This is a genomic window from Rhodococcus sp. ACPA4, assembly GCF_002300185.1.
In the GTDB taxonomy this organism is placed as follows: Bacteria; Actinomycetota; Actinomycetes; order Mycobacteriales; family Mycobacteriaceae; genus Rhodococcus_F; species Rhodococcus_F globerula.
The window spans coordinates 3,737,717-3,758,008 of record NZ_NSDY01000001.1; the positions used below are offsets into that span (position 1 = coordinate 3,737,717).

Below are 20,292 nucleotides of genomic sequence, written 5' to 3' on the forward strand. Positions count from 1 at the left end.
CGGGGGCATGACCGCCAATCCACAACTGCGCCACAACATGCAGTATCCAGACACCACCATGGCGTACTGGGCGCCCAGCATGGCGGCTCTCTACGGTGACCGCCTCGCCGTCGTGGACGGTGAGCGTGCGTGCACGTTCCGCGAACTCGGCGAGCGCAGTGCACAATTCGCCGGCGCGCTGCGACAGTCCGGGGTCGGTGTCGGTGATGTCGTGTTGCTACACCTCGGAAACTCCGTCGAGTTCCTGCAGGCCTACTACGGCTGCCTGCAGGCCGGGGCAACGGTCACGTTGGTCAACCCATTGCAGCCGGAACCGGGATTGCGCAAGCAGATCGAGGAGACGTCGGCCGTCGCTGCTGTCACTCAAAGCGCACAGCTGCACACACTCCTCGCGGCAGCGTCGGGAACCTCCGTCCGCACGATCGTCATGGTTCAGGACCCCGACGTCGCCGTTGACGCACCGGAGCCCGTCGTCGCGTTCGGCTCCTTCATCGCGGGTCTACCCACCGAATTCACCCCTGCCTCCGTCCGAAGTGACGACGTCGCGCACATTGCGTTCACCGGCGGCACCACCGGAGTCTCCAAAGGCGTTCGCGTTCTGCACCGCAACGTAGTCGGCAACGTCACCCAGATGTGTGGCTGGCGAACCGGGCACGAGTTGGACGTAGGTGCCGACGGACTCGTCACGCCGAGGCCCATCGACGGCCTCGACGTGCTCGGGCCGACGCCGGGAACGGGGGCGACCATCGTGGTCTCGCCTCTCTTCCACGCACATTCGTTGCTCAACACGTCATTCCTGTTGATTTCCGGCCTCACTCAAGTTTTTGCCGGCCGGTTCGAACCCGGTCGGATGCTCGAATTGATCGAGAAGCACGGGGCCACCTATCTCACCGGCTCACCAGCCATGTGGCACGCACTGTCGGTCCACCCCGACGCGAACGTGCGCAACACCGACAGCGTCTGCGTCGTGTCCTCGGGCGCCGCCCCGATCGACAGCGTCACGCTAGCAGCTCTCCGCCGCGCATTTCCCAAAGCTCTTGTCGTCGAGGGTTACGGGCTGACCGAGGCGACGTGTGTTGTCACGGCAGCTCCGCTGATCAACGGTTCGGAATACCGTCAGGGCAGCGTCGGGTTCCCGATCTTCGACACCGAGATCCAGATTCGCGACCAGATCGACAGGCACACAGTTCTCGGCGAGAACGAACGCGGCGAACTATGGGTACGCGGACCTCAGGTCACCGACGGCTATCTCGGCCACCCGGAAACCACCGCACAGCAATTTGTCGACGGGTGGCTGGATACCGGAGACATCGCGTACGAGGATTCGGACGGATACCTCTTCATCTGCGACCGGGCCAAGGACATGCTGATCTACAAGGGGTACAACGTCTACCCCCGTGAACTCGAGGAGATTCTGGTCTCACACCCGGCGATCTCGACGGCTGCGGTCGTCGGCCGCGAGGTGGGAAGCAACGGTCAAGAGCCGGTGGCTTTTGTCGTGATGATTCCCGGAGCTGAATTCGACGCCGAGCAGATCAAGTCGTTTGTCGCCGAACAGGTGCTGCCGTACAAGAAGATTCGCGAAGTTGTCGAGGTCGAACTACTCCCCACCTCCGCCGCGGGCAAGGTCCTCAAGACCGACCTTCGCTCGAGGCTTCTCGAATCCGTCGACAAGACAGGTGGTTCCTAGATGACAACCTTCGCCGATCTGACCTCTCGGTTGCGGGTACCGGTTCTCGCCTCACCGATGTTCATCATCTCGACTCCTGACCTCGTCATCGCACAGTGCACCGCTGGGATCATCGGGTCGTTCCCGGCACTGAATGCTCGCCCACAATCAGCGCTTCGGGATTGGCTCAAACTGATCACGGTGGCGCGTGAGGAACACGACCGTGAGCACCCGGAAACCCCGTCGGCGCCGTTCGCCGTCAACCTCATCGTCCACCGGTCCAACAACCGACTGGAAGAGGACCTGGCAACCATCGCCGAGTTCGAGGTTCCCATCGTCATCACCTCGCTCGGCGCTCGCACCGACATCAACGATGCCGTCCATGCGTACGGCGGAATCGTTCTTCACGACGTCATCGACAACCGCTTTGCGCGCAAGGCCGTCGAAAAGGGTGCCGACGGACTGATTGCGGTAGCTGCCGGTGCCGGTGGTCATGCCGGTACGCAATCACCGTTCGCTCTGATTCGCGAGATCCGGGAGTGGTTCGCCGGTCCAGTTCTGTTGTCTGGCGCCATCGCTCACGGAGATTCGATTCTCGCTGCACTCGCTGCGGGAGCCGACTTGGCCTACGTCGGCTCGGCATTCATCGCAACCGAAGAGGCTAACGCCGATCCCGCGTACAAGGAGATGATCGTGGGTTCCGGGGCTTCCGACATCGTCTACTCCAACCTGTTCACCGGAGTACACGGAAACTACCTGCGCGGCAGCATCGAGGCCGCGGGATTGGACCCGGACAACCTAGCCGAATCCGATCCTTCCGCAATGAGTTTCGCGACGACCGACACCGATGCCAAGGCGTGGCGCGACATTTGGGGCGCCGGTCAGGGAATCGGACCGATCGACGCTGTCCTTCCGACACACGCAGTGGTCGAGCGTCTCGCCGCCGAGTTCGAGGCTGCGCGCGAACGTATCTGCCGTCTCTAGCCCGGCAGGCATTCGTGGACCAAGTCCACGAATGCCTGCCCCACCGGAGAGAGGATGGACGGGTCGAAGACAAGCCCGTACGTCCGCAGGAATCTCGGCTCACAGGCCCGCTCCACAACCTGTCCCGGCATCGACTTCGCCACGGCACGCTCGACCAACGACCCGCCGAGCCCGGCAATGACCATGGGCAGCCTCGATTCCCGCTGCTCAGTGACGACGGCGAGCTCGGTTCTCGTCCCAGCCTTGCGAATCGAGTCTTCGATAGCGTCGCCCATCGCTGCTCCGCGAGGAACAAAAACCATGGGAATGTCGGGCATCTCGGCAAGGCGCACCGGCCCCTCCGGAAGTTCGGTTCCGACAGGATAGACCAGTCGATAGTCCTGTTCCCCCAGCTCGATGATCTCGAATCCCTTCGCTGCTTCGAGGGGCAAATGGGCAACCGCGAATTCGCAATGGCCGTCACGGATCAGAGAATCGAGATTGTCTTCACGCTCCAACTCCGAAAACCTCACTCGCGCCCGGGGATACCGAATGCAGAACTCGGCGATCAGATCGACGATGGTCCCGGACGTGAGAGCGGGAAACGCCATGATGTCGAGTCGACCGACGACGGCGCCGTCAGCAGCAGTCAACTGCCCCTCGGCGGCAGCAACATCGCGGAGCACCTGACGGCTCGGCCCGACCAGACTGCGTCCGGCCGCACTGAGCACCATCCCCCGCCCGATCCGATGGAAGAGCCTTACTCCCAGTTCGCGTTCCAGCCCGCGCAGTGCCTGAGACACTGTCGGCTGAGCGACGCCCAGCGCGGCAGCCGCACCGCTGATTCCCTTGTTCTCGACAACCGCGAGAAAGTACTCCATCTGCCGAAATTCCACAGTTCACTCCCTCGCCGTGGATCCTGCAGCAGCGGTGGCCATTTCGGCTACTGTTGCGATGAAAGCGGCAGCCGCGGGTGACTGCTCACCGGCGCGATAGACAAGACCGACGTCTCGGGCCAGCGGCGGATCGAACGAGAACGCGAGCACATCCTTCATCTGTTGCTGCGCAACCTTTCTCGGCACAACCGTGGCTCCGATGCCCCGACGCACGAGTTCCCAGGTGGTCACGGGGTGCACACAATCCACCACGACGTTCTCTGCACCGGCACTGAGCAGAGAACGGAATTGGTTCGATTGATCTCCGAGATCTACCACCAGTGGCAGAGCATGGAGGACGTCGCGCCGAACCGGATCGACCAACGGTTTCACAAGCCTGTCGGACAACGACACATGTGTGGCGAGCACCATCTCCTGGGTCGTTATCGGTGCGGTGACCAGACCTTCGTATCCGATACTCAGATCGGTGACTCCGACCTCGGCGGATCCACGCCTCAGGGCAGCATCCACTCCGGCCGGCCCGAAGGTATCGAGAACCCGCACGACAATCTTCGGAAAGTTGGCCCGGAATCGCCGAACCAACTCGACCATCGGATCGATCGAGAATGCCGAGTACGACACGACGTCGACACGACCGAACTCGAGTTCACGGACGGCGGTCACCTTGGCCTTCGCGCGCTCGACGTCGGCAAGGATTCGCCTGGCCGCGAGATCGAATGTGCGGCCCGCATCGGTGAGGACCAGACGTCTTCCCGTCCGGTCGAACAAAGTGGCACCCAATCGGCGTTCAAGCGTACGAATCGCCTGAGAAAGCGAAGGTTGCGAAATGTAGAGAGACTGAGCGGCCTTCGTTATCCCACCGTGGTCGACAACAGCGACGAAGTAGGTAACAAAGTGCAGATCCACTCACCCATCATACGACCAGCGATGCATCCCTCATTCCACTCTAGGTGCCCCTGGTACCGCCCACTCTCCGGTGAAGACCGGTTCGCGCTTTTCCACGAAGGCTCGAACTGCGTCGGTAGCGTCCGTCGCGAAATTGACGGCCTGTGCCCTCGCCTCGTTGTCCAACGCCTCTCGTAAGGTCAGCGAGGTGTGCTGCTCGAGCATGGCAGCAGACTGACTCAATGCGGCAGGCGGACCGTCAGCCAACCGCTGCGCAAGTTCGGCCGTGCGTTCGTCGAGTTCGGCCGGTTCGACCAGATAGGTCACCAATCCGAGTTCGTAGGCTTCCCGTGCGTCGATCGTCTCGGCGAGCATCACCAAACGTTTGGCTTGCTGGACGCCGACCAGCCTCGGCAGGATCCACGACCCGCCGAAGTCGACGGACAACCCCCGTTTGGCAAAGATCTGACTGAACTTCGTACCCTGTGCCGCCACCACGAAGTCGCAGAGCAATGCCATGTTCCATCCGGCTCCGACCGCAAAGCCTTCGACCTTCGCCACCAGGGGCTTGGAAAACTCACCCAGTGCGATCGCGGTTGCGTTGATGACTCGCATGCGATCGAGCGGGTGCGACGAGCCTCGCTTGTCGAGATCGGAGCCCGCACAGAAGGTGCCGCCCGCGCCGGTCAGGATCACGGAGCGAATCTGCGAGTCCTCCTGAAGTTCGTGCAGTGCCTCGCGCAGAGCGATCCAGGCCTCGAGGTCCAGGGCGTTGCGACGGTGTGGTCGGTCGAGCACGATCGTGGCAACAGCGCCGATGCGCTCGACACTGACGGCCGCACGCTCGATGGTTTCGGCACTCACGAGCCACTCCACACGGGAGAACGCTTCTCGGCAAATGCCGTGGCGCCTTCCTTGGCATCACGGGAAGCAAAGACCGGATCGATGAATTCGCGCTGCGCGACAAAAGCATCCGGGTCGGTGTACTTCGCGGACATCGCGAGGACCTGCTTGGTTGCTCGAACTGCCAATGGACCGTTTGCCGCCACCCGCGCCGCAAGTTCACGTGCGACCGCCAGTGCTTGTCCAGGTTCGGCGAGCCGATTGACCAGCCCGTGATGATGCGCCAACGTGGCGCTGAGCGGGTCACCGGTGATTGCGATCTCCATGGCCAGCTGATACGGCAGGATCTTGGGTAGACGCAGAAGACCGCCGGCGGCAGCGGCAAGCCCCCGCTTCACTTCGGGCAAGCCGAATTTCGCATCGGTAGACGCCACGATCAGGTCGGCCGCCAAGGCCAGTTCACAGCCGCCTGCCAGCGCCCAACCCTCGACTGCTGCGATCAGCGGCTTCGACGGCGGGGCCTCGGTCAATCCGGCAAATCCACGACCGGGGAGTGACGGCCGTTCTCCGCGCGCGAATCCCTTGAGATCCATACCGGCGCAGAAGGTTCCACCAGATCCGGTCAGAATGCCGATAGTGAGATCTGACCTCGCCTCGAACTCGTCGATCGCCGCAGCCAAGGCTTGTGCAAGTTCGAGGTTGACCGCATTCTTGGCCTCGGGTCGATTGAGTGTGATGACGGCGATGCCGTCGGCGAAGTCGGTGAGCACAACGCTCATGTTCGGTTCCTACTTCCGTGATGAGAATTTTTGAATGGTCACAGCGATCGAAGACTCCATCGCACGGGCGAACGGCCGGACGCGGTCACCATCTCGCGCTTGGCCAACACCACCAGATGAGCGTGGGTTTCGCGGACTGCCAGGCGAAGTAGTCGCGGCGACATCTGATCGAACGGGCGAGACCAGGAGATCGTGCGCGACAGTTCCCAGGCCGTCGATTCGGGATCGGCCGCAACGGCCGCAACGATTTCCGACAGCCTCGCCTCGTGATGTCCCATCAACTGACGTGCGCGATCGGCGATCCCGCGGAATCGATACTCGTGTGCGGGCAGCACCTCGCATTCACCCAAGGCTGTTGTTGCCTCGAGTGAGAGCAGGTAGCGATGCAGCGGATTCTCGAGTTCACCGGGAACCGTGGAGATGTTCGGACTGATCCGCGGCAGCATGTGATCACCGCTGAACAACAAGCCCCTGTCCTCTTCCACGAAGCAGAGGTGTCCGGGTGTGTGCCCCGGCGTCCATTGCGCGCGGAGATTCCATCCCGGCAGATCGAGTGGATCTCCGTCGCCCAGAACAACGTCGATTGATTCATGCTCGCCGAACCGCACCAGATCGACCCGAGACGCGTCGAGTACTGCAGTCGGCGCTCCGAGTTCGGACAGTTGCACATTCCAGCCGGTGATGTCCTCGCGTGCCTGTTCGGGACCGTGGTATCCGAGTAGCGTCGCATCAGCCACATGCATTGCCAGTGTTGCGCCGCTGACTTGCCGAAGACGCGGCGCCAGACCGAAGTGATCGGGATGCAGGTGTGTGATTGCCGCATACCGCACTTCGGAAACGTGGTAACCGATCGACGCTATGCCGTCCACGAGAGCCTGCCACGACTGTTCGTGATCCCAACCGACGTCGATGAGTGCAAGTCCGTGGTCGAGCGCGAGCGCGTAGACGAGCACGTAACGCAAAGGGTTGTCCGGCATAGGAACCGGAATCGACCACAAACCGTCCCGTACCTGTTCCACCGGCGGAAGAATGTTCTTCGCCCAGGCCTCGCGTTGTGCGACGCCGACGTCTTCGGTCACGATCACAATGCTTCTCCGCTCGCACTCAGCGTGGTTCGCAGGCTCGACTTGAGCAGTTTCCCGCTCGCATTGCGAGGTAGGGAGTCCACGAAATGGATCTGTCTGGGCTTCTTGTACGACGCCAACCTCGCTGCGCTGAAGGCGATCAGCTCGTCGACGCTTGGCACGTCTGCACCGTCGACCAGTTTGATCACCGCGGTGACGGATTCACCCCAGCGCTTGTCGGGAACCCCGACAACTGCTACTTCGGCAACCGAAGGATGCTCGGCCAGAATCGATTCCACCTCGATCGGATAGACGTTCTCGCCGCCGGTGATGATCATGTCCTTGAGACGGTCGGTGACAAACAGGTAGCCCTCGTCGTCCAGGTGCCCGGCGTCGCCCGTTCGAAGAAAGCCGTCGTGCGTGAACAATTCGGCGCTTTCGCGTTCACGTCGCCAGTATCCGCGCGTGTTGTTTCTGCTGCGCGCGACAATTTCTCCGGATTCGTTGGGCGGCAACTCCTCGCCCGTCATGACGTCGCGAATGGAGATCTCCACGCCGATCATCGGCTTTCCCGCCGACCGCAGTAACCCGGAGCGCGGCCCACTGACGTGATGGTCGTAGGCACGAAGCACGGACACAGACCCCGTTGTTTCGGTCATCCCGTAGCGCTGAACGAATTTGCAGTTCAGAACATTCATAGCGTGAGCGAGGAGCGCCGGCGTGATGGGCGACGCCCCATACGCAACCACCTCCAAGCTGGACAGATCGAAACCCTCGAGAGTGGGCAGATCGACCAGTGTCTGAATTACCGCCGGTACCAGAAATGCGTGGGTGACATGGTGTGTTGCAATGGCTTCAGCCACCCGGGCCGGCGCCATGTCGCCGAGCAGAACCATCGGCACCCCGGCCGACAGACACGTACTCATCCAGCCGGCACCAGCGATGTGAAAGAGGGGAAGTGCGTCCAGAGCCACTGCATTCGAACCGAATTCGTACACCTCGAACCCCACGGGTTCGTTGTACAAATTCCGGTGTGTGGCCACGACGCCTTTGGGGCGGCCGGTGGTCCCGGAAGTGTACAGCTGCAGAACCGCGGTGTCCGGATCGTGCCCCAGTCCGGGGTCGATACCCGTCCCGGACGCCACGAACTCTGCCCAGGTTCGCGAATCTGTCACGCCCCCTTCATCTCCCACGGTAACAACCGTCACCTCCGGCAACACTGCGGAGATCGCGGCGGCCCCTACTGCGAACTCGTCGTCGACGATCAAGACGTCGAGTTCTGCGTCCTCGGCGACGTCCACGAGCTCCCGCGGACTGAGCCGCCAGTTCAACGGAATGAAGACCGCGCCCGCCTTTGCACACGCGATGAAAGTTTCCGCGCCTTCGAGGCCCATTCGCAGTAGTGCTCCGACACGAGCACCGCCATTGGAAACCCCCACAAGTGCACTCGCCAACGCATTGGTCTCGGCATCGAGATCGGCACACGTCAATGTCCGGTCGCCGCACGTGATCGCGGGGTCGGATGGTCGCGCCAACGCCGAGTGACGTATCCGGTTGGGCAGGTGAAGCTCGCTCACATCATGCTCCTGAGATTCGGCGGTACTGGAACAGTCGACCATCGCTATGGCCCGCGCCACAAAGACGAGTAGGCGCACCGAGCCATAGCTCAGACCTATATCGGCAGGTCGAAGGATGTCAGCACAGTCGAGACGGCATCATCTGGGAGAATTCGTCAGATGCAGGCACCCGGGATGGACATTCGCAGCGCGCAGTACCTCGTTGCCGTTGTCGATCACGGCGGTGTCACCGCCGCCGCGAACGCACTGCACATCTCCCAGCCGTCGCTGTCACAGGCGGTGCGCAATCTCGAACGGACTCTCGGTTCCACACTGTTCGAGCGCACTGCACGAGGCTTGATCCCCACCGCTGCCGGAGCAGCCGTCGCCGACGCTGCTCGGACACTACTGCGTGACGTCGCCAAGGCCGAGACCGCAGTCGCTGCGGTAATCGCACTGCAATCGGGTGAACTCACCATCGCTGTTCAATCCGACCTTGCGGTCGATTCGGTCGCTGATCTGGCTGGTCAGCTTCACCGCACCGCTCCGGGTATCACCTTCTCCACAACCGCAGCGCCCAGCGCCCACGAGGTGCTGGCCTTGGTCCGGTCGGGCAGGTGCGAACTCGGTTTTCTCGAACGCGATCTCGCGGACGGACCGTCGGACGGCCTTCTCGAGATCGAGACCAGCGCTCAGGAGATGGTTCTGTCGATCCCACCGGCACTTGCAGCCGACCTTCCCGATCCGGTGCCCCGCACGTCGATCGGGGCCCTGCCCATGATCGTCGAAACACGGACAAGCCGTCGCAGCTACCCGGTCGGAGGCGACTGGGTACTCGTCAACGTCGTCGCCGAGGTCCCCGATCGCCTGGCCGTTCGTGAGATGGTCGGCCACGGTGTCGGCGCCGCACTACTGCCCCGCTCCATCGCCGAGCAGGACTCCCCCGCGGCGAGCGTTCGATCGCTGGACCCACCAGTCATCCGACGGACACGCATCGTCTTTCGTGACGGTCCGTTGTCACCGGCTGCGGCGGCGCTGGTTTCGAATCTCCCTACCGCTCATAGTCCTTCGACAAACAACTTTCCCAACGGCGACAATCTCTCCGGATCGAACTCGATGCCGTAGGTCAGCGAGATCACTGGATTCAACGGGAAAATCTCGGCCCCCGACGCAGCTGCACGTTCGGCAAGCGAACGTTCCATGAACGCCATACCCAAACCGGCGAGGACAAATTCCCCGACGGTTTCCCGCTGCGCAAGTTCCGTCGACATCCGTGTTCTGGCACCGGCAGCATGCAAGGAAGACTCGATGACGATCCGGGCCTGTGAGTGCTTCAGCACCCCGACCACGGGAAGATCAGGAAGCGCGGTCAACGAGACAGGCTCTCCCACAGCAGGTTTAATTCCACGTGGCCAGACCGAGAGCGGCGCCTGCGGGGGAAGAGCAAGCCAGTAGTCGTTCACTCCGATGACGTGTGTCGACAGTTCAGACATCTCCGGTGGCCAATAACTGAAAACCAGCTCGCACACCCCGTCAGCCAATACCTGTTCGGCGGTATCGCCGCGTGGGAGCTCGCTGACACGCACCGTGATTCCCGGGCAGCGTCGACGGAAATCGGCCACGATCCGCGCCACCGGCCCCTCCAGTCCCTGAGCGGCAGAGCAGATGTCCAGGCGGCCCTTCGGTTCGATATCCACCCCGATCGCAGCAGTGGACGCAGCTGCGCTACTTCGCATCATTTGCCGAGCGGGCCCGATCAGTGCGCGTCCGGCCGACGTCAAGACCAGACCCCGACCGACGCGGTGGAAGAGTTCGACGCCCAGTTCACGTTCGAGACCGCGAATACCTTGCGACAACGACGGCTTGGTCACCGACATGGACTGCGCCGCCGTCGCCAAGGACTCCCCGCCTGCAACGGCGAGAAAATACTCGATCTGACGTAGGTCCACCCGTCGATTTTACGACGCACGCCACTACGCGGTTCAGTTATACGAGCGCAACAGTCCCTTGCTGATGATCTGCTTCTGGATATCGCTGGTGCCCTCACCGATCAGCAGGAAGGGCGCCTCACGCATCAAGCGCTCGATCTCGTACTCCTTGGAGTACCCGTAACCGCCGTGAATACGGAAACTGTCCTGGGTGACTTCGGCACAGAACTCACTGGCCAGGTACTTCGCCATACCGGCAGCAACGTCGTTTCGTTCGCCCGAGTCCTTGAGCCGAGCCGCATTCACCATCATCAGATGGGCCGCTTCGACTTTGGTACCCATCTCCGCGATACGGAACGCGATGGCCTGATGCTCGGCAATCGGCTTACCGAATGTCTCACGCTGCTTTGCATACGTCACCGCAAGTTCGAAAGCACGCTGCGCGATACCGCACGCACGCGCCGCCACATTCACCCGGCCGACCTCGACACCATCCATCATGTGCCGGAACCCGACGCCGGGCTTGCCACCGAGAACCGCGTCCGCGCTGATCTCGAAACCGTCGAAGACCATCTCGGTCGTGTCGATTCCCTTGTAGCCCATCTTCTCGATCTTGCCGGGGATGGTCAGGCCGGGAAGAACTTCACCGAACCCCGCAGGCTTCTCGATCAGCAACGTCGTCAGATTGTTGTGCGCCTTCTCCGCGCCTTCGTCCGTCTTCACGAGCACAGCCACCAGAGTGGACGAACCACCGTTCGTCAGCCACATCTTCTGCCCGTTCACCACGTAGTCGCCGGATTCGGTGCGTTTCGCCTTGGTCGAGATGGCGGCAACGTCGGAACCCAGAGCCGGCTCCGACATCGAGAAAGCACCGGTGAGCTCCCCGGTAGCCAGCCTCGGCAGGTAGTTCGCTTTCTGCTCCGGTGTCCCGTGCGCCGAAATCATGTGTGCCACTATGAAATGGGTGTTGATGACACCGGACACGCTCATCCAGCCGCGAGCCAATTCCTCGACGCACAGTGCGTACGTCAGGAGGGATTCTCCGATGCCACCGAACTCCTCGTCGATCGTCAGACCGAACAGACCCATGTCTTTCATCTGCTTGACGATGTCCGTGGGATACGTGTCGGTGTGCTCGAGTTCTTGCGCGGCGGGAATCACCACACGATCGACGAATTCACGCACAGCACCGATGATGTCGTTCTGCGTCTCGGTCAATCCTGCAGTCTGCGCCAAACGCGTCACTGTTCCACCTGTTCATCGAGGGAGATCCTCCGACCATTCAATCCCCGAAACTCAGGGGTGTCAAAGTTCGACAACCATACGAATGGTTAGGGAAAAACTATGTCCGAGCAGCACTTCTACCGCTGTTGACAACCACTGCGCGCATGCTGAATATTCGAGGGCACGCGTTCGTATTTCTCTAAACGCACATTCCTCGTCCACACTCTCCCGACAGGCGCATTCCATGTATGACGCAGTCATCTGTGAACCCGTTCGTACGCCAGTAGGCGGATTCGGCGGGGTCTTCAAAGACGTTCCGGTAACCACGCTTGCGGCCACCGTGATGCGGGGACTGATCGAGCGGACCGGACTCCAGTCCGCCGATATCGACGACGTCGTCTTCGGTCAGGGTTACGCAAACGGCGAGGCCGCTGCCATCGGGCGCATCGCAGCACTCGATGCCGGACTGGATATCTCGGTTCCCGGCATTCAACTCGACCGCCGTTGCGGATCCGGTCTGCAGGCAATCATCTACGCGGCCATGCAGGTTCAGACCGGCATGAGTGATCTTGTGATCGCCGGCGGTGCCGAAAGCATGAGCGGCGTCGAATTCTATTCCAACGACATTCGTTGGGGTACGAAGAAACCCTCGGTCGAGTTCCACGACCGCCTGGCCAAACCCCGCACTAACTCGGGAGGCGTCAATTTCCCGGTCGAAGGCGGCATGATCGAAACGGCCGAAAACCTGCGACGCGAATATGCGATCTCACGCGACGAACAAGACCGCTACGCGCTTCGCTCGCACGAGCGTGCCGTGAACGCACAGGAAAAGGGATACTTCGACGAGGAGATCATTCCTGTCACCGTCCCATCCCGCCGCGGCGACGCGAAAGTTGTTACCCAGGACGAGCATCCGCGTCGAGATGTGCAACTGTCCGACCTCGCCGCACTGCGCCCGCTGCGTAGCCGCGTCGACCCGGACGCGACCGTTACCGCCGGAAATGCCTGCGGGCAGAACGACGGCGGCGCGGCGGCCATCGTCACCACGCCCGCCAATGCCGAACGACTTGGATTGCGCCCCTTCGCGAAGCTGGTCAGCTGGGGCGTCACCGGCGTCGAACCGAACCGCATGGGCATCGGCCCCGTTTCTGCGGTGGCAAAAGCGCTCTCACGGGTCGATCTACAACTCTCCGACATCGATTTGATCGAAGTCAACGAGGCATTCGCCGCTCAGGTCCTCGCGTGCGCCCGCGCCTGGGGTCTGAGCGAGACGGATCTCCTCGAACGGTTCAACGTCAACGGTTCCGGCATCTCACTGGGCCACCCCGTCGGCGCTACCGGCGGACGAATCCTCGCGAACCTGCTGCGTGAACTCGACCGTCGCCAGGGCCGCTACGGAATCGAATCCATGTGCATCGGCGGCGGCCAGGGCATCGCCGCGGTCTTCGAAAACCTACGACGATAAAACGTTGGGGCGCTATCCGATCGATCCGTCTCGGTGAAGGTCGGCGATCTGATCGGCCGTGCGCCCCAACTCCGTCAGAATCGACTCGGTGTGCTGACCAAGGGAGGGCACATCACCCATCTTCATTTCCACGTCGGAGAAGGTCATCGGGGGTAGCACAGCGTCGATGGGCCCAACTTCTGTTCCCACGGATCGCCACCGCGAACGCTCGTCCAGCTGAGGGTGTTTCAGCAATCCGCCCATGTCGTTCGACGCTGCTGCGGGCACACCGGCAGCGGCCAGACGCTTATCCAGTTCTGCGGTCGAATACAGCCGCGAGAGTGATCCGACCATCTCATCCACCTCGGCTCGATTCTCGACCCGGACGATATTGGTGGCATATCGCGGATGATCCACCAGATCTTCCCGCCCGAAGACGTCAACCATGAGCGTCCGCCATCCGCGCTCATTCTGGACTCCGATGAGGATCTCACCATCCGACGTCGGGAACGAATCGTACGGAACGATGGCCGCATGCCCGAGCCCGACTCGCGGAATCTGCTTGTCCGCATACATTTTCATGTACATCGGGTGGCCGAGCCACTCGACGGTCGCGTCGAACATCGACACGTCGACCGTTGCGCCTTTGCCAGTTCTCTCCCGACGGAACAAGGCACCCAGTATCGATGTCAGCGCGTACATCCCGGCTGCGATGTCGGAAACCGGAACACCCGTTTTCGTAGCCGTCTCGGGTGTTCCGGTCACCGAGATCATTCCGGTCTCGGCCTGCACCAACATGTCGTACGCCTTGCGCTCACGACGTGGTCCGGCGCTGCCGTATCCCGACATGTTGATCACGATGAGCCGAGGGAACTCTGCTCGGAGCGTGTCCGCACCGAAGCCCAGTCGATCTGCAGCATCCGGGGCGAGGTTCTGCAAGAAGACGTCGGCTTCCGCGATGAGATCGAGCACGACTCGACGGCCGGACTCCGACTTGACGTCGACGGCAATCGATTCCTTGGAACGATTGAGCCACACGAAGTGCGAGCCCTGACCGCGCACCGCGTCGTCGTAGTGACGAGCGAAGTCGCCCTCACCCACCCGCTCGATCTTGATCACGCGAGCACCCATGTCCGCGAGATGCCGACTGGCGAGCGGCGCCGCAACGGCCTGTTCCAACGCCACCACGGTAATCCCGTCGAGTGGGAGATCCGAATGCGACTGTCCCATGTCAGAGTCCATTCCTGAATTGAAGCACGCGCCTCAGATGTGGCGCCCGCCCGTAATTTCCAGGACGGTACCGGTCAGGTAGCTCGACATATCACTCGCGAGGAACACCACCACGGACGCAACCTCGGACGGTTCCGCGGCACGACCCATCGGAATTTCGGCCAGCTTGCTGTTCCAGACGCGCTCCGGCATCGCTTCGGTCATCGCAGTGCGAATCAGTCCGGGCTGGACGGCATTGACCCGAACATTCTTGAACGCAACCTCTTTGGCAGCAGCCTTCGTGAGACCGACGATTCCGGCTTTGGCGGCCGAGTAGTTGGTCTGACCCAACATGCCGACCTTGCCTGAGATCGACGAGATGTTCACGATCGATCCCGTCTCACGCTCACGCATGCGGGCCGCGGCTGCGCGAGTTCCGTTCCAGGCACCCTTGAGGTGGACGGCAATCACGTCGTCGAAGTCCTGCTCCGTCATGTTCCGCATTGTCGCGTCACGTGTCATGCCGGCATTGTTGACCATGACATCGACTGGGCCGAAAGCGCTTTCAGCTAGATCGAGCATTGCCTCGACCTGGTCGGAATGGCGAACGTCGCACGAGATGAACCGCGCCACGGAGTCGCCACCGAGCTCAGCTGCGGCAGCGACGCCGACAGTCTCGTTGATATCGCCGATCACCACGGTGGCGCCTTCTTTGATAAAGGTTCGGGCAATTTCGAACCCGATACCCTGTGCGCCGCCGGTCACTACTGTCACCTTGCCGTCCAACAGTCCCATGTCCACTCCATTCGTCAGTTGAAGAAAGTACGTGCTGTATTACTTCGCTTGCTTCTTCGCTTGCGACACAAGACCGCCGCCGAGTATCAACCGCTGAATTTCACTGGTTCCCTCGTACAAGCGCAGCAACCGCACTTCCCGATAGATCCGTTCGACAGGAACGCCCCGCATGTACCCGCTGCCACCGTGGATCTGGACAGCGAGGTCAGCTACGTTTCCGACCATCTCGGTGCAGTAGAGCTTTGCCGCAGACGGTCCGAGTCGACGGTCCTCGCCGCTGACGTAGCGCGCCGCAACCTCACGGACCATTGCCCGACCGGCCATCACACCTACTTGTTGATCTGCGAGCATCGCTTGGACCAATTGGAAGTCACCGATCACAGTCCCACCCTGTTCCGTGACAGTGGCAAAGGCGACAGATTCGTCGAGGGCTCGCTGGGCTGCTCCCACCGACAATGCGGCAATATGAACGCGTCCACGTGCCAAGGAAGTCATGGCAGCGCGATATCCGGTGTCTTCGTCGCCCCCGACCAGGGCCGATGCAGGGACGCGCACGTTGTCGAAGCTGACCTCGGAGGTCCAGGCACCTTCCTGACCCATCTTCTTGTCCTTCGGCCCCACCGTGACACCTTCGGTATCGGCCGGGACCAGGAAGACAGCGATACCGGGACCGTCGGAGTCGGCCGGACGCGTGCGTGCGAACACGACAAACAGTTGCGCTGTCGGGGCATTGGTGATGAACCGCTTGTTGCCGTTGATCACCCAGTCGCTCCCGGCGCGGACTGCCTTGGTCCGCAGGCCGGCGGGGTTGGATCCCGCGCCCGGTTCGGTCAGTGCGAAGGACGCGACTACCTCACCCGACGCGATGCGTTCGAGCCATTCCGCCTTCTGCTCATCGGTGCCGAAGCCGACGAGTACCTGTCCGGCGATGCCGTTGTTGGTGCCGAACATCGAGCGCAGAGCAAGCGACGTGTACCCGAACTCCATCGCGAGTTCGACGTCTTGCGTGAGGTCGAGGCCCAGACCACCCCATTCCTGGGGAATGGCGTAACCGAACAGTCCGATATCGGCGGCCTTCTTCCGGATGTCCTCCGGAATTGCATCGGTATCGGCTATCTCCTGCTCACGAGGGACAACTTCCTTCCGGATGAATTCCCTTGCCGTCGCCAAGATATCGGCGAAGTCGTCCGCGTCGACCTGCATACCCACCACTCACCTTGCTCGTTCCACGTTAATGCGTCTTCCGAAGTCAATCCGGTCGAGCATTATGAGTCAAAGACTTGAAAACGAACCGAAGGTAAGGCGATGCCTATATCGGCGCTATCGAATCGATCAGGCCCCAGTCGAGCGCACGCTCCGTATTGATCGCAGCACCGGAGAGAAACAGGTGGTAGGAGCGCCAACGCCCGATCCGGCGCGGGATGGACACAGTGCCACCCGCTCCCGGAATCAAGCCCATCGAGATCTCAGGCAGGCGGAACACCGTATCCGGGTGCGCACACACATCGGCGGCAAAGGCCGGCACCTCGATGCCCGCTCCCACGCAACTTCCGTGAACCTGTACCTCGATTCGATCGGACAGGCGCGCCATCAGCCGCGCGGCTCCCGATCGGGTTCGAATCAGATGCGCGATCGCCAGATCCGGAGTGGTGCCGAACTCGTCGAGATCACCTCCCGCGGAGAACGACGGCCCAGCGCCGTCGAGCAGCACCTTCTCGATGCCGGGGTCCATCACGGCGACCTGTAATGCTGCGACCAGCCCGTCACGCACCTGCGCCCCGTAAGCGTTCCGACGTTCCGGGCGGTTGAGCGTGATGTGTAACAACGCATCTCGACGCTCGATCAGCACCGGTTCCTGCGGAGCTGGGGGCGGCAGCGGCCGTGGTCCTCGACCAGTGAGCCACCGCTTGAAGTCCGGAGTGCCCAACAGCGTCGAGTAGGCCAGGGATTCCACGTCAAGCGCTGCTGGGATCGACAGGTTTTCACCCAACCGCAGAACCTGCGATGCAACAACTGATGCATAAGGATTTTCTTGGAAGCGGTCGAAGACAGATGCCAGTTCAGCGTCGGGATCTTCGACACCCACAAACTCTCGGACGTTCTCGGTCAATACCGTCGACACCGTCGAGTCGAGCGACCGCGCCAGTGTTCTTGTTGCGGCATCCGGTGTACGGCCCGTGTACCGCCCGAGAACAACACGGTCGGACCTGAGGACTTTTGCCGACACCGCACGGGCTTCGTCCTCTGAGAACTCCTCGTCCAGGTCGACCACGACCACTGGATTATCAAGTGCGCCACCGTCTGCAAGAAGTGGAAGATCGATCCTGCCGTCGAGAATGTCCTGCGGCGACAGCGCGTGCATCTGGTTGACCATCTTCATCCTTCTCGAGCGCCGAATCATTGCTCGGCTTCCTGCACCCGACGGCAGTTCTGCACGCGGGATACCTTTTCCGGTAATACTTTTCGGAGTGTAACATCGGAGAATGTTTGCCTGGCCCGACGACGCGGATGAGGACCGCCGCGTCCTCGACTGGCTCGGCAGCGGGATAGTGCCACTCACCGGCTCGCCCGACGAATCTCCCCGAATTCCCCCGGGAAACGCCGCCACCCTGGCACGGCACCTCGGTGAATTCATCAACGGCAACGAAGACGGAGCCCGCTTTCTTTCCGAACGCGCGGCATTCACCGGATTCACCCGCAGCGGTTCAATCTCTCTCGGAGGCAGTTGCCGCCTCCTCCCTACACAGGACGGCTGGGCAGCCGTGTCGTGTGCCCGACCGGACGACCCGATTCTGCTCGGTGCGCTGATCTCCGCGGAGATCGATGATGATCCCTGGCCGGCGGTAAGTGCCTGGTTAGCCGAACACCCCGGAGCCGAGTTGGCCGAGCGCGCAGCCCTACTCGGGTTGGCGGCTGCCCCGGTCGCACGCCCAACTGCGTCAGTTCCCGCGCCCACTACCCGGCGATCGGTCAAGGATCTGCTTGTTGTCGACTTCAGTGCACTGTGGGCGGGTCCTCTGTGCTCACACCTACTCGGAGCCGCGGGCGCGCGGGTCGTCAAGGTGGAGACCCCGACAAGGCCGGACGGAGCACGGCGCGGTAACAGCGAGTTCTACGAACTACTGCATGCCGGGCACGAGTCCGTCGTCCTCGATCCGAGTGCCGCTCCCGACAGGTCGGCGCTGGCGCAGCTCGTGGAACGCGCAGACATCGTTATCGAGGCGTCGCGGCCACGCGCACTCGCGGGCTTCGGGCTCGACGCAGAAGCTGCGGCCGCATCCGGTACCACCTGGATCTCCATCACTGCGGCAGGAAGAAACTCCGCTCGCATCGGATTTGGTGACGACATCGCAGCATCAAGTGGTCTTGTTGCACAAGATAATTCAGGTACGCCCGTATTTGTCGGCGACGCGATAGCCGATCCCCTGAGCGGACTCATGGCAGCCGCCCTCGCCATGTCGGAGACGCCCACCGGCGCAGGATACCTCTGGGACCTCTCGATGGCCGACCTCGTCGCGTCGACGCTCACCCACGGAACCGATGCTCCGTTGCCCCCATCGTGCATTGTGGCTATTCCGGAGAAACGCCAGTACGTCGGCAGTGCGTCCACCTCCGGCTCTGACACACACGCCGTTCTCCGCGGCCTCGGAATCGTCGCCCCGTGAACCATCTGCTGATCACCAATTGTTCCGTCGGTGGCCGTCACAGCCTCGACATTCGCATCACGAGCGGCGTGATCACCGAGATCGGCCGCGGACTGACTCGCCACGGCGAGGACGTCCTCGATGCCGACGGCAATCAGATCATTCCCGGCCTGTGTGATCACCACATCCACCTACATGCGCTGGCTGCCCGACGCAGTTCCGTGGAATGTGGCCCGCCGGCGGTCCGAAACTCCGGAGAACTAGCTGCCGCACTACAGGTTTCACCAGGTTCCGACGGCTGGGTGCGAGGTGTCGGATACTTCGAATCGGTAGCGGGCGATCTCGATCGCGATGCCCTCGATCATCTTCACGCCTCACGACCTGTTCGTATCCAACATCGCAGTGGCGCAATGTGGGTGCTCAACACAGCGGGCGTCGTTGCAGCCGGATTGGAACCGGCTGACCATCCCGGTATCGAACGCGATGCAGCCGGAAAACCAACCGGCCGAGTGTGGCGCGCAGATTCCTGGCTCCGAGCACGGATTCCGGGAAATGCCCCACCGCCGTTACGCGATGTGGCGACCGAACTGTCGCGACTCGGCGTCACTGCGGTAACTGATGCAACGCCGGACCTCGCTCCGGAGAGCATCGAATCCATCTGCGCAGCAATGTCTTCGGGAGAATTGCCACAACGGGTTCATCTCCTCGGCGTGCCACTGGGTGTCTCACTACCGTCGACGGAACCAACCGTCGGCCCGTACAAGATCGTGCTTGCCGATTCCGGACTTCCCGATCTCGAACAGCTTGCCGCCGTTATCGAGTCCGCACACTCCATCGGGCGAGCGATTGCAGCACACAGTGTCAGCCGCGAAGCTCTGCTGATCTTGCTCTCCGTACTAGGCGAAATCGGCACGATCCCTGGTGATCGGATCGAACACGGGGCGTTGATTCCGATCGAATCCATTTCCGAGATCAACCGCCTCGGTTTGGCTGTCGTAACCCAGCCGGGGTTCATTGCCGATCGCGGTGACGACTACCTCGAACATGTTGCTGCCATCGACCACCAGGATTTGTACCGTTGCCGATCCTTGCTGGATGCATCTGTTCCGGTGGCGTTTTCGAGCGACGCACCGTACGGACCACTCGACCCGTGGGCAGTTATCGCAGCGTCACAGGCGCGGTTGACACCCGCGGGCACTGTTCTGGGCGATGCGGAGACAATCGACTACAACACCGCACTGGACGCCTATCTCGGCCGTCCTGGGGATCCAGGCGGCCCACCGCGCCGGGTAGAAGTCGGCGCAGCGGGCGATCTGGTTCTGATCTCCCGCTCGCAGCTGCCGTCAGTACTCGCCACCGTCATAGCTGGTAGACGGGTTTACTGAGGGCAGAC

Annotated in this window: 18 protein-coding genes; 6 read left to right on the forward strand and 12 right to left on the reverse strand. The window is 62.0% G+C overall.

What is annotated here, in order from left to right; genetic code table 11:
* The first annotated feature begins 7 nt into the window (after window positions 1-7).
* Together CJ178_RS16945 and CJ178_RS16950 are read left to right on the forward strand one after the other, a co-directional pair.
* Entirely contained in the window at window positions 8-1,690 is a 1,683-nt protein-coding gene (locus CJ178_RS16945) for a class I adenylate-forming enzyme family protein (RefSeq protein WP_045065014.1), read from the forward strand.
* Window positions 1,691-2,653: an NAD(P)H-dependent flavin oxidoreductase gene (locus tag CJ178_RS16950; protein WP_045065017.1), complete on the forward strand. Its 963-nt coding sequence runs from the start codon at window positions 1,691-1,693 to the stop codon at window positions 2,651-2,653.
* On the opposite strand, the gene CJ178_RS16955 is transcribed toward CJ178_RS16950, so the two are convergent.
* The 6 genes from CJ178_RS16955 to CJ178_RS16980 are packed head-to-tail and all read right to left on the reverse strand — an operon-like array spanning window position 2,650 to window position 8,676.
* Complete coding sequence (locus CJ178_RS16955) at window positions 2,650-3,528, reverse strand: LysR family transcriptional regulator (RefSeq protein ID WP_033233289.1); 879 nt, start codon at window positions 3,526-3,528, stop codon at window positions 2,650-2,652. The genes CJ178_RS16950 and CJ178_RS16955 overlap by 4 nt on opposite strands.
* Window positions 3,529-3,531: 3 nt before the next feature.
* Entirely contained in the window at window positions 3,532-4,434 is a 903-nt protein-coding gene (locus CJ178_RS16960) for a LysR family transcriptional regulator (RefSeq protein ID WP_045065019.1), read from the reverse strand.
* Window positions 4,435-4,464: 30 nt separating this feature from the next.
* Complete coding sequence (locus tag CJ178_RS16965) at window positions 4,465-5,277, reverse strand: enoyl-CoA hydratase/isomerase family protein (RefSeq protein WP_045066717.1); 813 nt, start codon at window positions 5,275-5,277, stop codon at window positions 4,465-4,467.
* Complete coding sequence (locus tag CJ178_RS16970) at window positions 5,274-6,035, reverse strand: crotonase/enoyl-CoA hydratase family protein (RefSeq protein ID WP_033233296.1); 762 nt, start codon at window positions 6,033-6,035, stop codon at window positions 5,274-5,276. The genes CJ178_RS16965 and CJ178_RS16970 overlap by 4 nt, the downstream gene beginning before the upstream one ends.
* A 38-nt stretch (window positions 6,036-6,073) precedes the next feature.
* The gene (locus tag CJ178_RS16975; RefSeq protein ID WP_095887171.1) at window positions 6,074-7,120 is read right to left on the reverse strand and encodes an MBL fold metallo-hydrolase; all 1,047 of its coding nucleotides are present in this window, start codon (window positions 7,118-7,120) and stop codon (window positions 6,074-6,076) included.
* The gene (locus CJ178_RS16980; protein WP_095888015.1) at window positions 7,117-8,676 is read right to left on the reverse strand and encodes an AMP-binding protein; all 1,560 of its coding nucleotides are present in this window, start codon (window positions 8,674-8,676) and stop codon (window positions 7,117-7,119) included. The genes CJ178_RS16975 and CJ178_RS16980 overlap by 4 nt, the downstream gene beginning before the upstream one ends.
* A 159-nt stretch (window positions 8,677-8,835) precedes the next feature.
* On the opposite strand from CJ178_RS16980, the gene CJ178_RS16985 reads away from it, so the two are divergent.
* On the forward strand, window positions 8,836-9,780 hold the full coding sequence (locus CJ178_RS16985) for a LysR family transcriptional regulator (RefSeq protein WP_095887172.1): 945 nt from the start codon (window positions 8,836-8,838) through the stop codon (window positions 9,778-9,780).
* Here CJ178_RS16985 and CJ178_RS16990 read toward each other — a convergent pair.
* Together CJ178_RS16990 and CJ178_RS16995 are read right to left on the reverse strand one after the other, a co-directional pair.
* Window positions 9,714-10,604, reverse strand: a complete 891-nt coding sequence (locus CJ178_RS16990; protein ID WP_095887173.1) for a LysR family transcriptional regulator — start codon at window positions 10,602-10,604, stop codon at window positions 9,714-9,716. The two genes, CJ178_RS16985 and CJ178_RS16990, sit on opposite strands and share 67 nt — an antisense overlap.
* A gap of 33 nt (window positions 10,605-10,637) precedes the next feature.
* A complete protein-coding gene (locus tag CJ178_RS16995) occupies window positions 10,638-11,828 on the reverse strand; it encodes an acyl-CoA dehydrogenase family protein (RefSeq protein ID WP_095887174.1) in 1,191 nt (396 codons plus the stop codon).
* 223 nt (window positions 11,829-12,051) lie between these two features.
* Here CJ178_RS16995 and CJ178_RS17000 point away from each other — a divergent pair, with 223 nt between their 5' ends.
* On the forward strand, window positions 12,052-13,272 hold the full coding sequence (locus CJ178_RS17000) for an acetyl-CoA C-acetyltransferase (protein ID WP_095887175.1): 1,221 nt from the start codon (window positions 12,052-12,054) through the stop codon (window positions 13,270-13,272).
* Between the two features lie 12 nt (window positions 13,273-13,284).
* Here the strand turns inward: CJ178_RS17000 and CJ178_RS17005 are convergent, their stop codons facing one another.
* The 4 genes from CJ178_RS17005 to CJ178_RS17020 all read right to left on the reverse strand — a co-directional run bounded on the left by CJ178_RS17005 (window position 13,285) and on the right by CJ178_RS17020 (window position 17,629).
* Window positions 13,285-14,493 (reverse strand): CaiB/BaiF CoA transferase family protein, encoded by a 1,209-nt coding sequence (locus CJ178_RS17005; protein ID WP_373557456.1) that lies wholly within the window; start codon window positions 14,491-14,493, stop codon window positions 13,285-13,287.
* A gap of 21 nt (window positions 14,494-14,514) precedes the next feature.
* A complete protein-coding gene (fabG, locus tag CJ178_RS17010) occupies window positions 14,515-15,255 on the reverse strand; it encodes a 3-oxoacyl-ACP reductase FabG (RefSeq protein WP_033233311.1) in 741 nt (246 codons plus the stop codon).
* A gap of 39 nt (window positions 15,256-15,294) precedes the next feature.
* Window positions 15,295-16,458 (reverse strand): acyl-CoA dehydrogenase family protein, encoded by a 1,164-nt coding sequence (locus CJ178_RS17015; RefSeq protein ID WP_045066720.1) that lies wholly within the window; start codon window positions 16,456-16,458, stop codon window positions 15,295-15,297.
* Window positions 16,459-16,564: 106 nt separating this feature from the next.
* Window positions 16,565-17,629 carry an enoyl-CoA hydratase/isomerase family protein gene (locus CJ178_RS17020; RefSeq protein WP_033233817.1) on the reverse strand — a complete coding sequence of 355 codons (1,065 nt, stop codon included), beginning with the start codon at window positions 17,627-17,629 and terminating at the stop codon, window positions 16,565-16,567.
* Between the two features lie 109 nt (window positions 17,630-17,738).
* Between CJ178_RS17020 and CJ178_RS17025 the strand changes: the two genes are divergently transcribed.
* Complete coding sequence (locus tag CJ178_RS17025) at window positions 17,739-18,920, forward strand: CoA transferase (RefSeq protein ID WP_095887177.1); 1,182 nt, start codon at window positions 17,739-17,741, stop codon at window positions 18,918-18,920.
* Window positions 18,917-20,284: an amidohydrolase family protein gene (locus CJ178_RS17030; RefSeq protein WP_095887178.1), complete on the forward strand. Its 1,368-nt coding sequence runs from the start codon at window positions 18,917-18,919 to the stop codon at window positions 20,282-20,284. The genes CJ178_RS17025 and CJ178_RS17030 overlap by 4 nt, the downstream gene beginning before the upstream one ends.
* The last annotated feature ends 8 nt before the right edge of the window (window positions 20,285-20,292 follow it).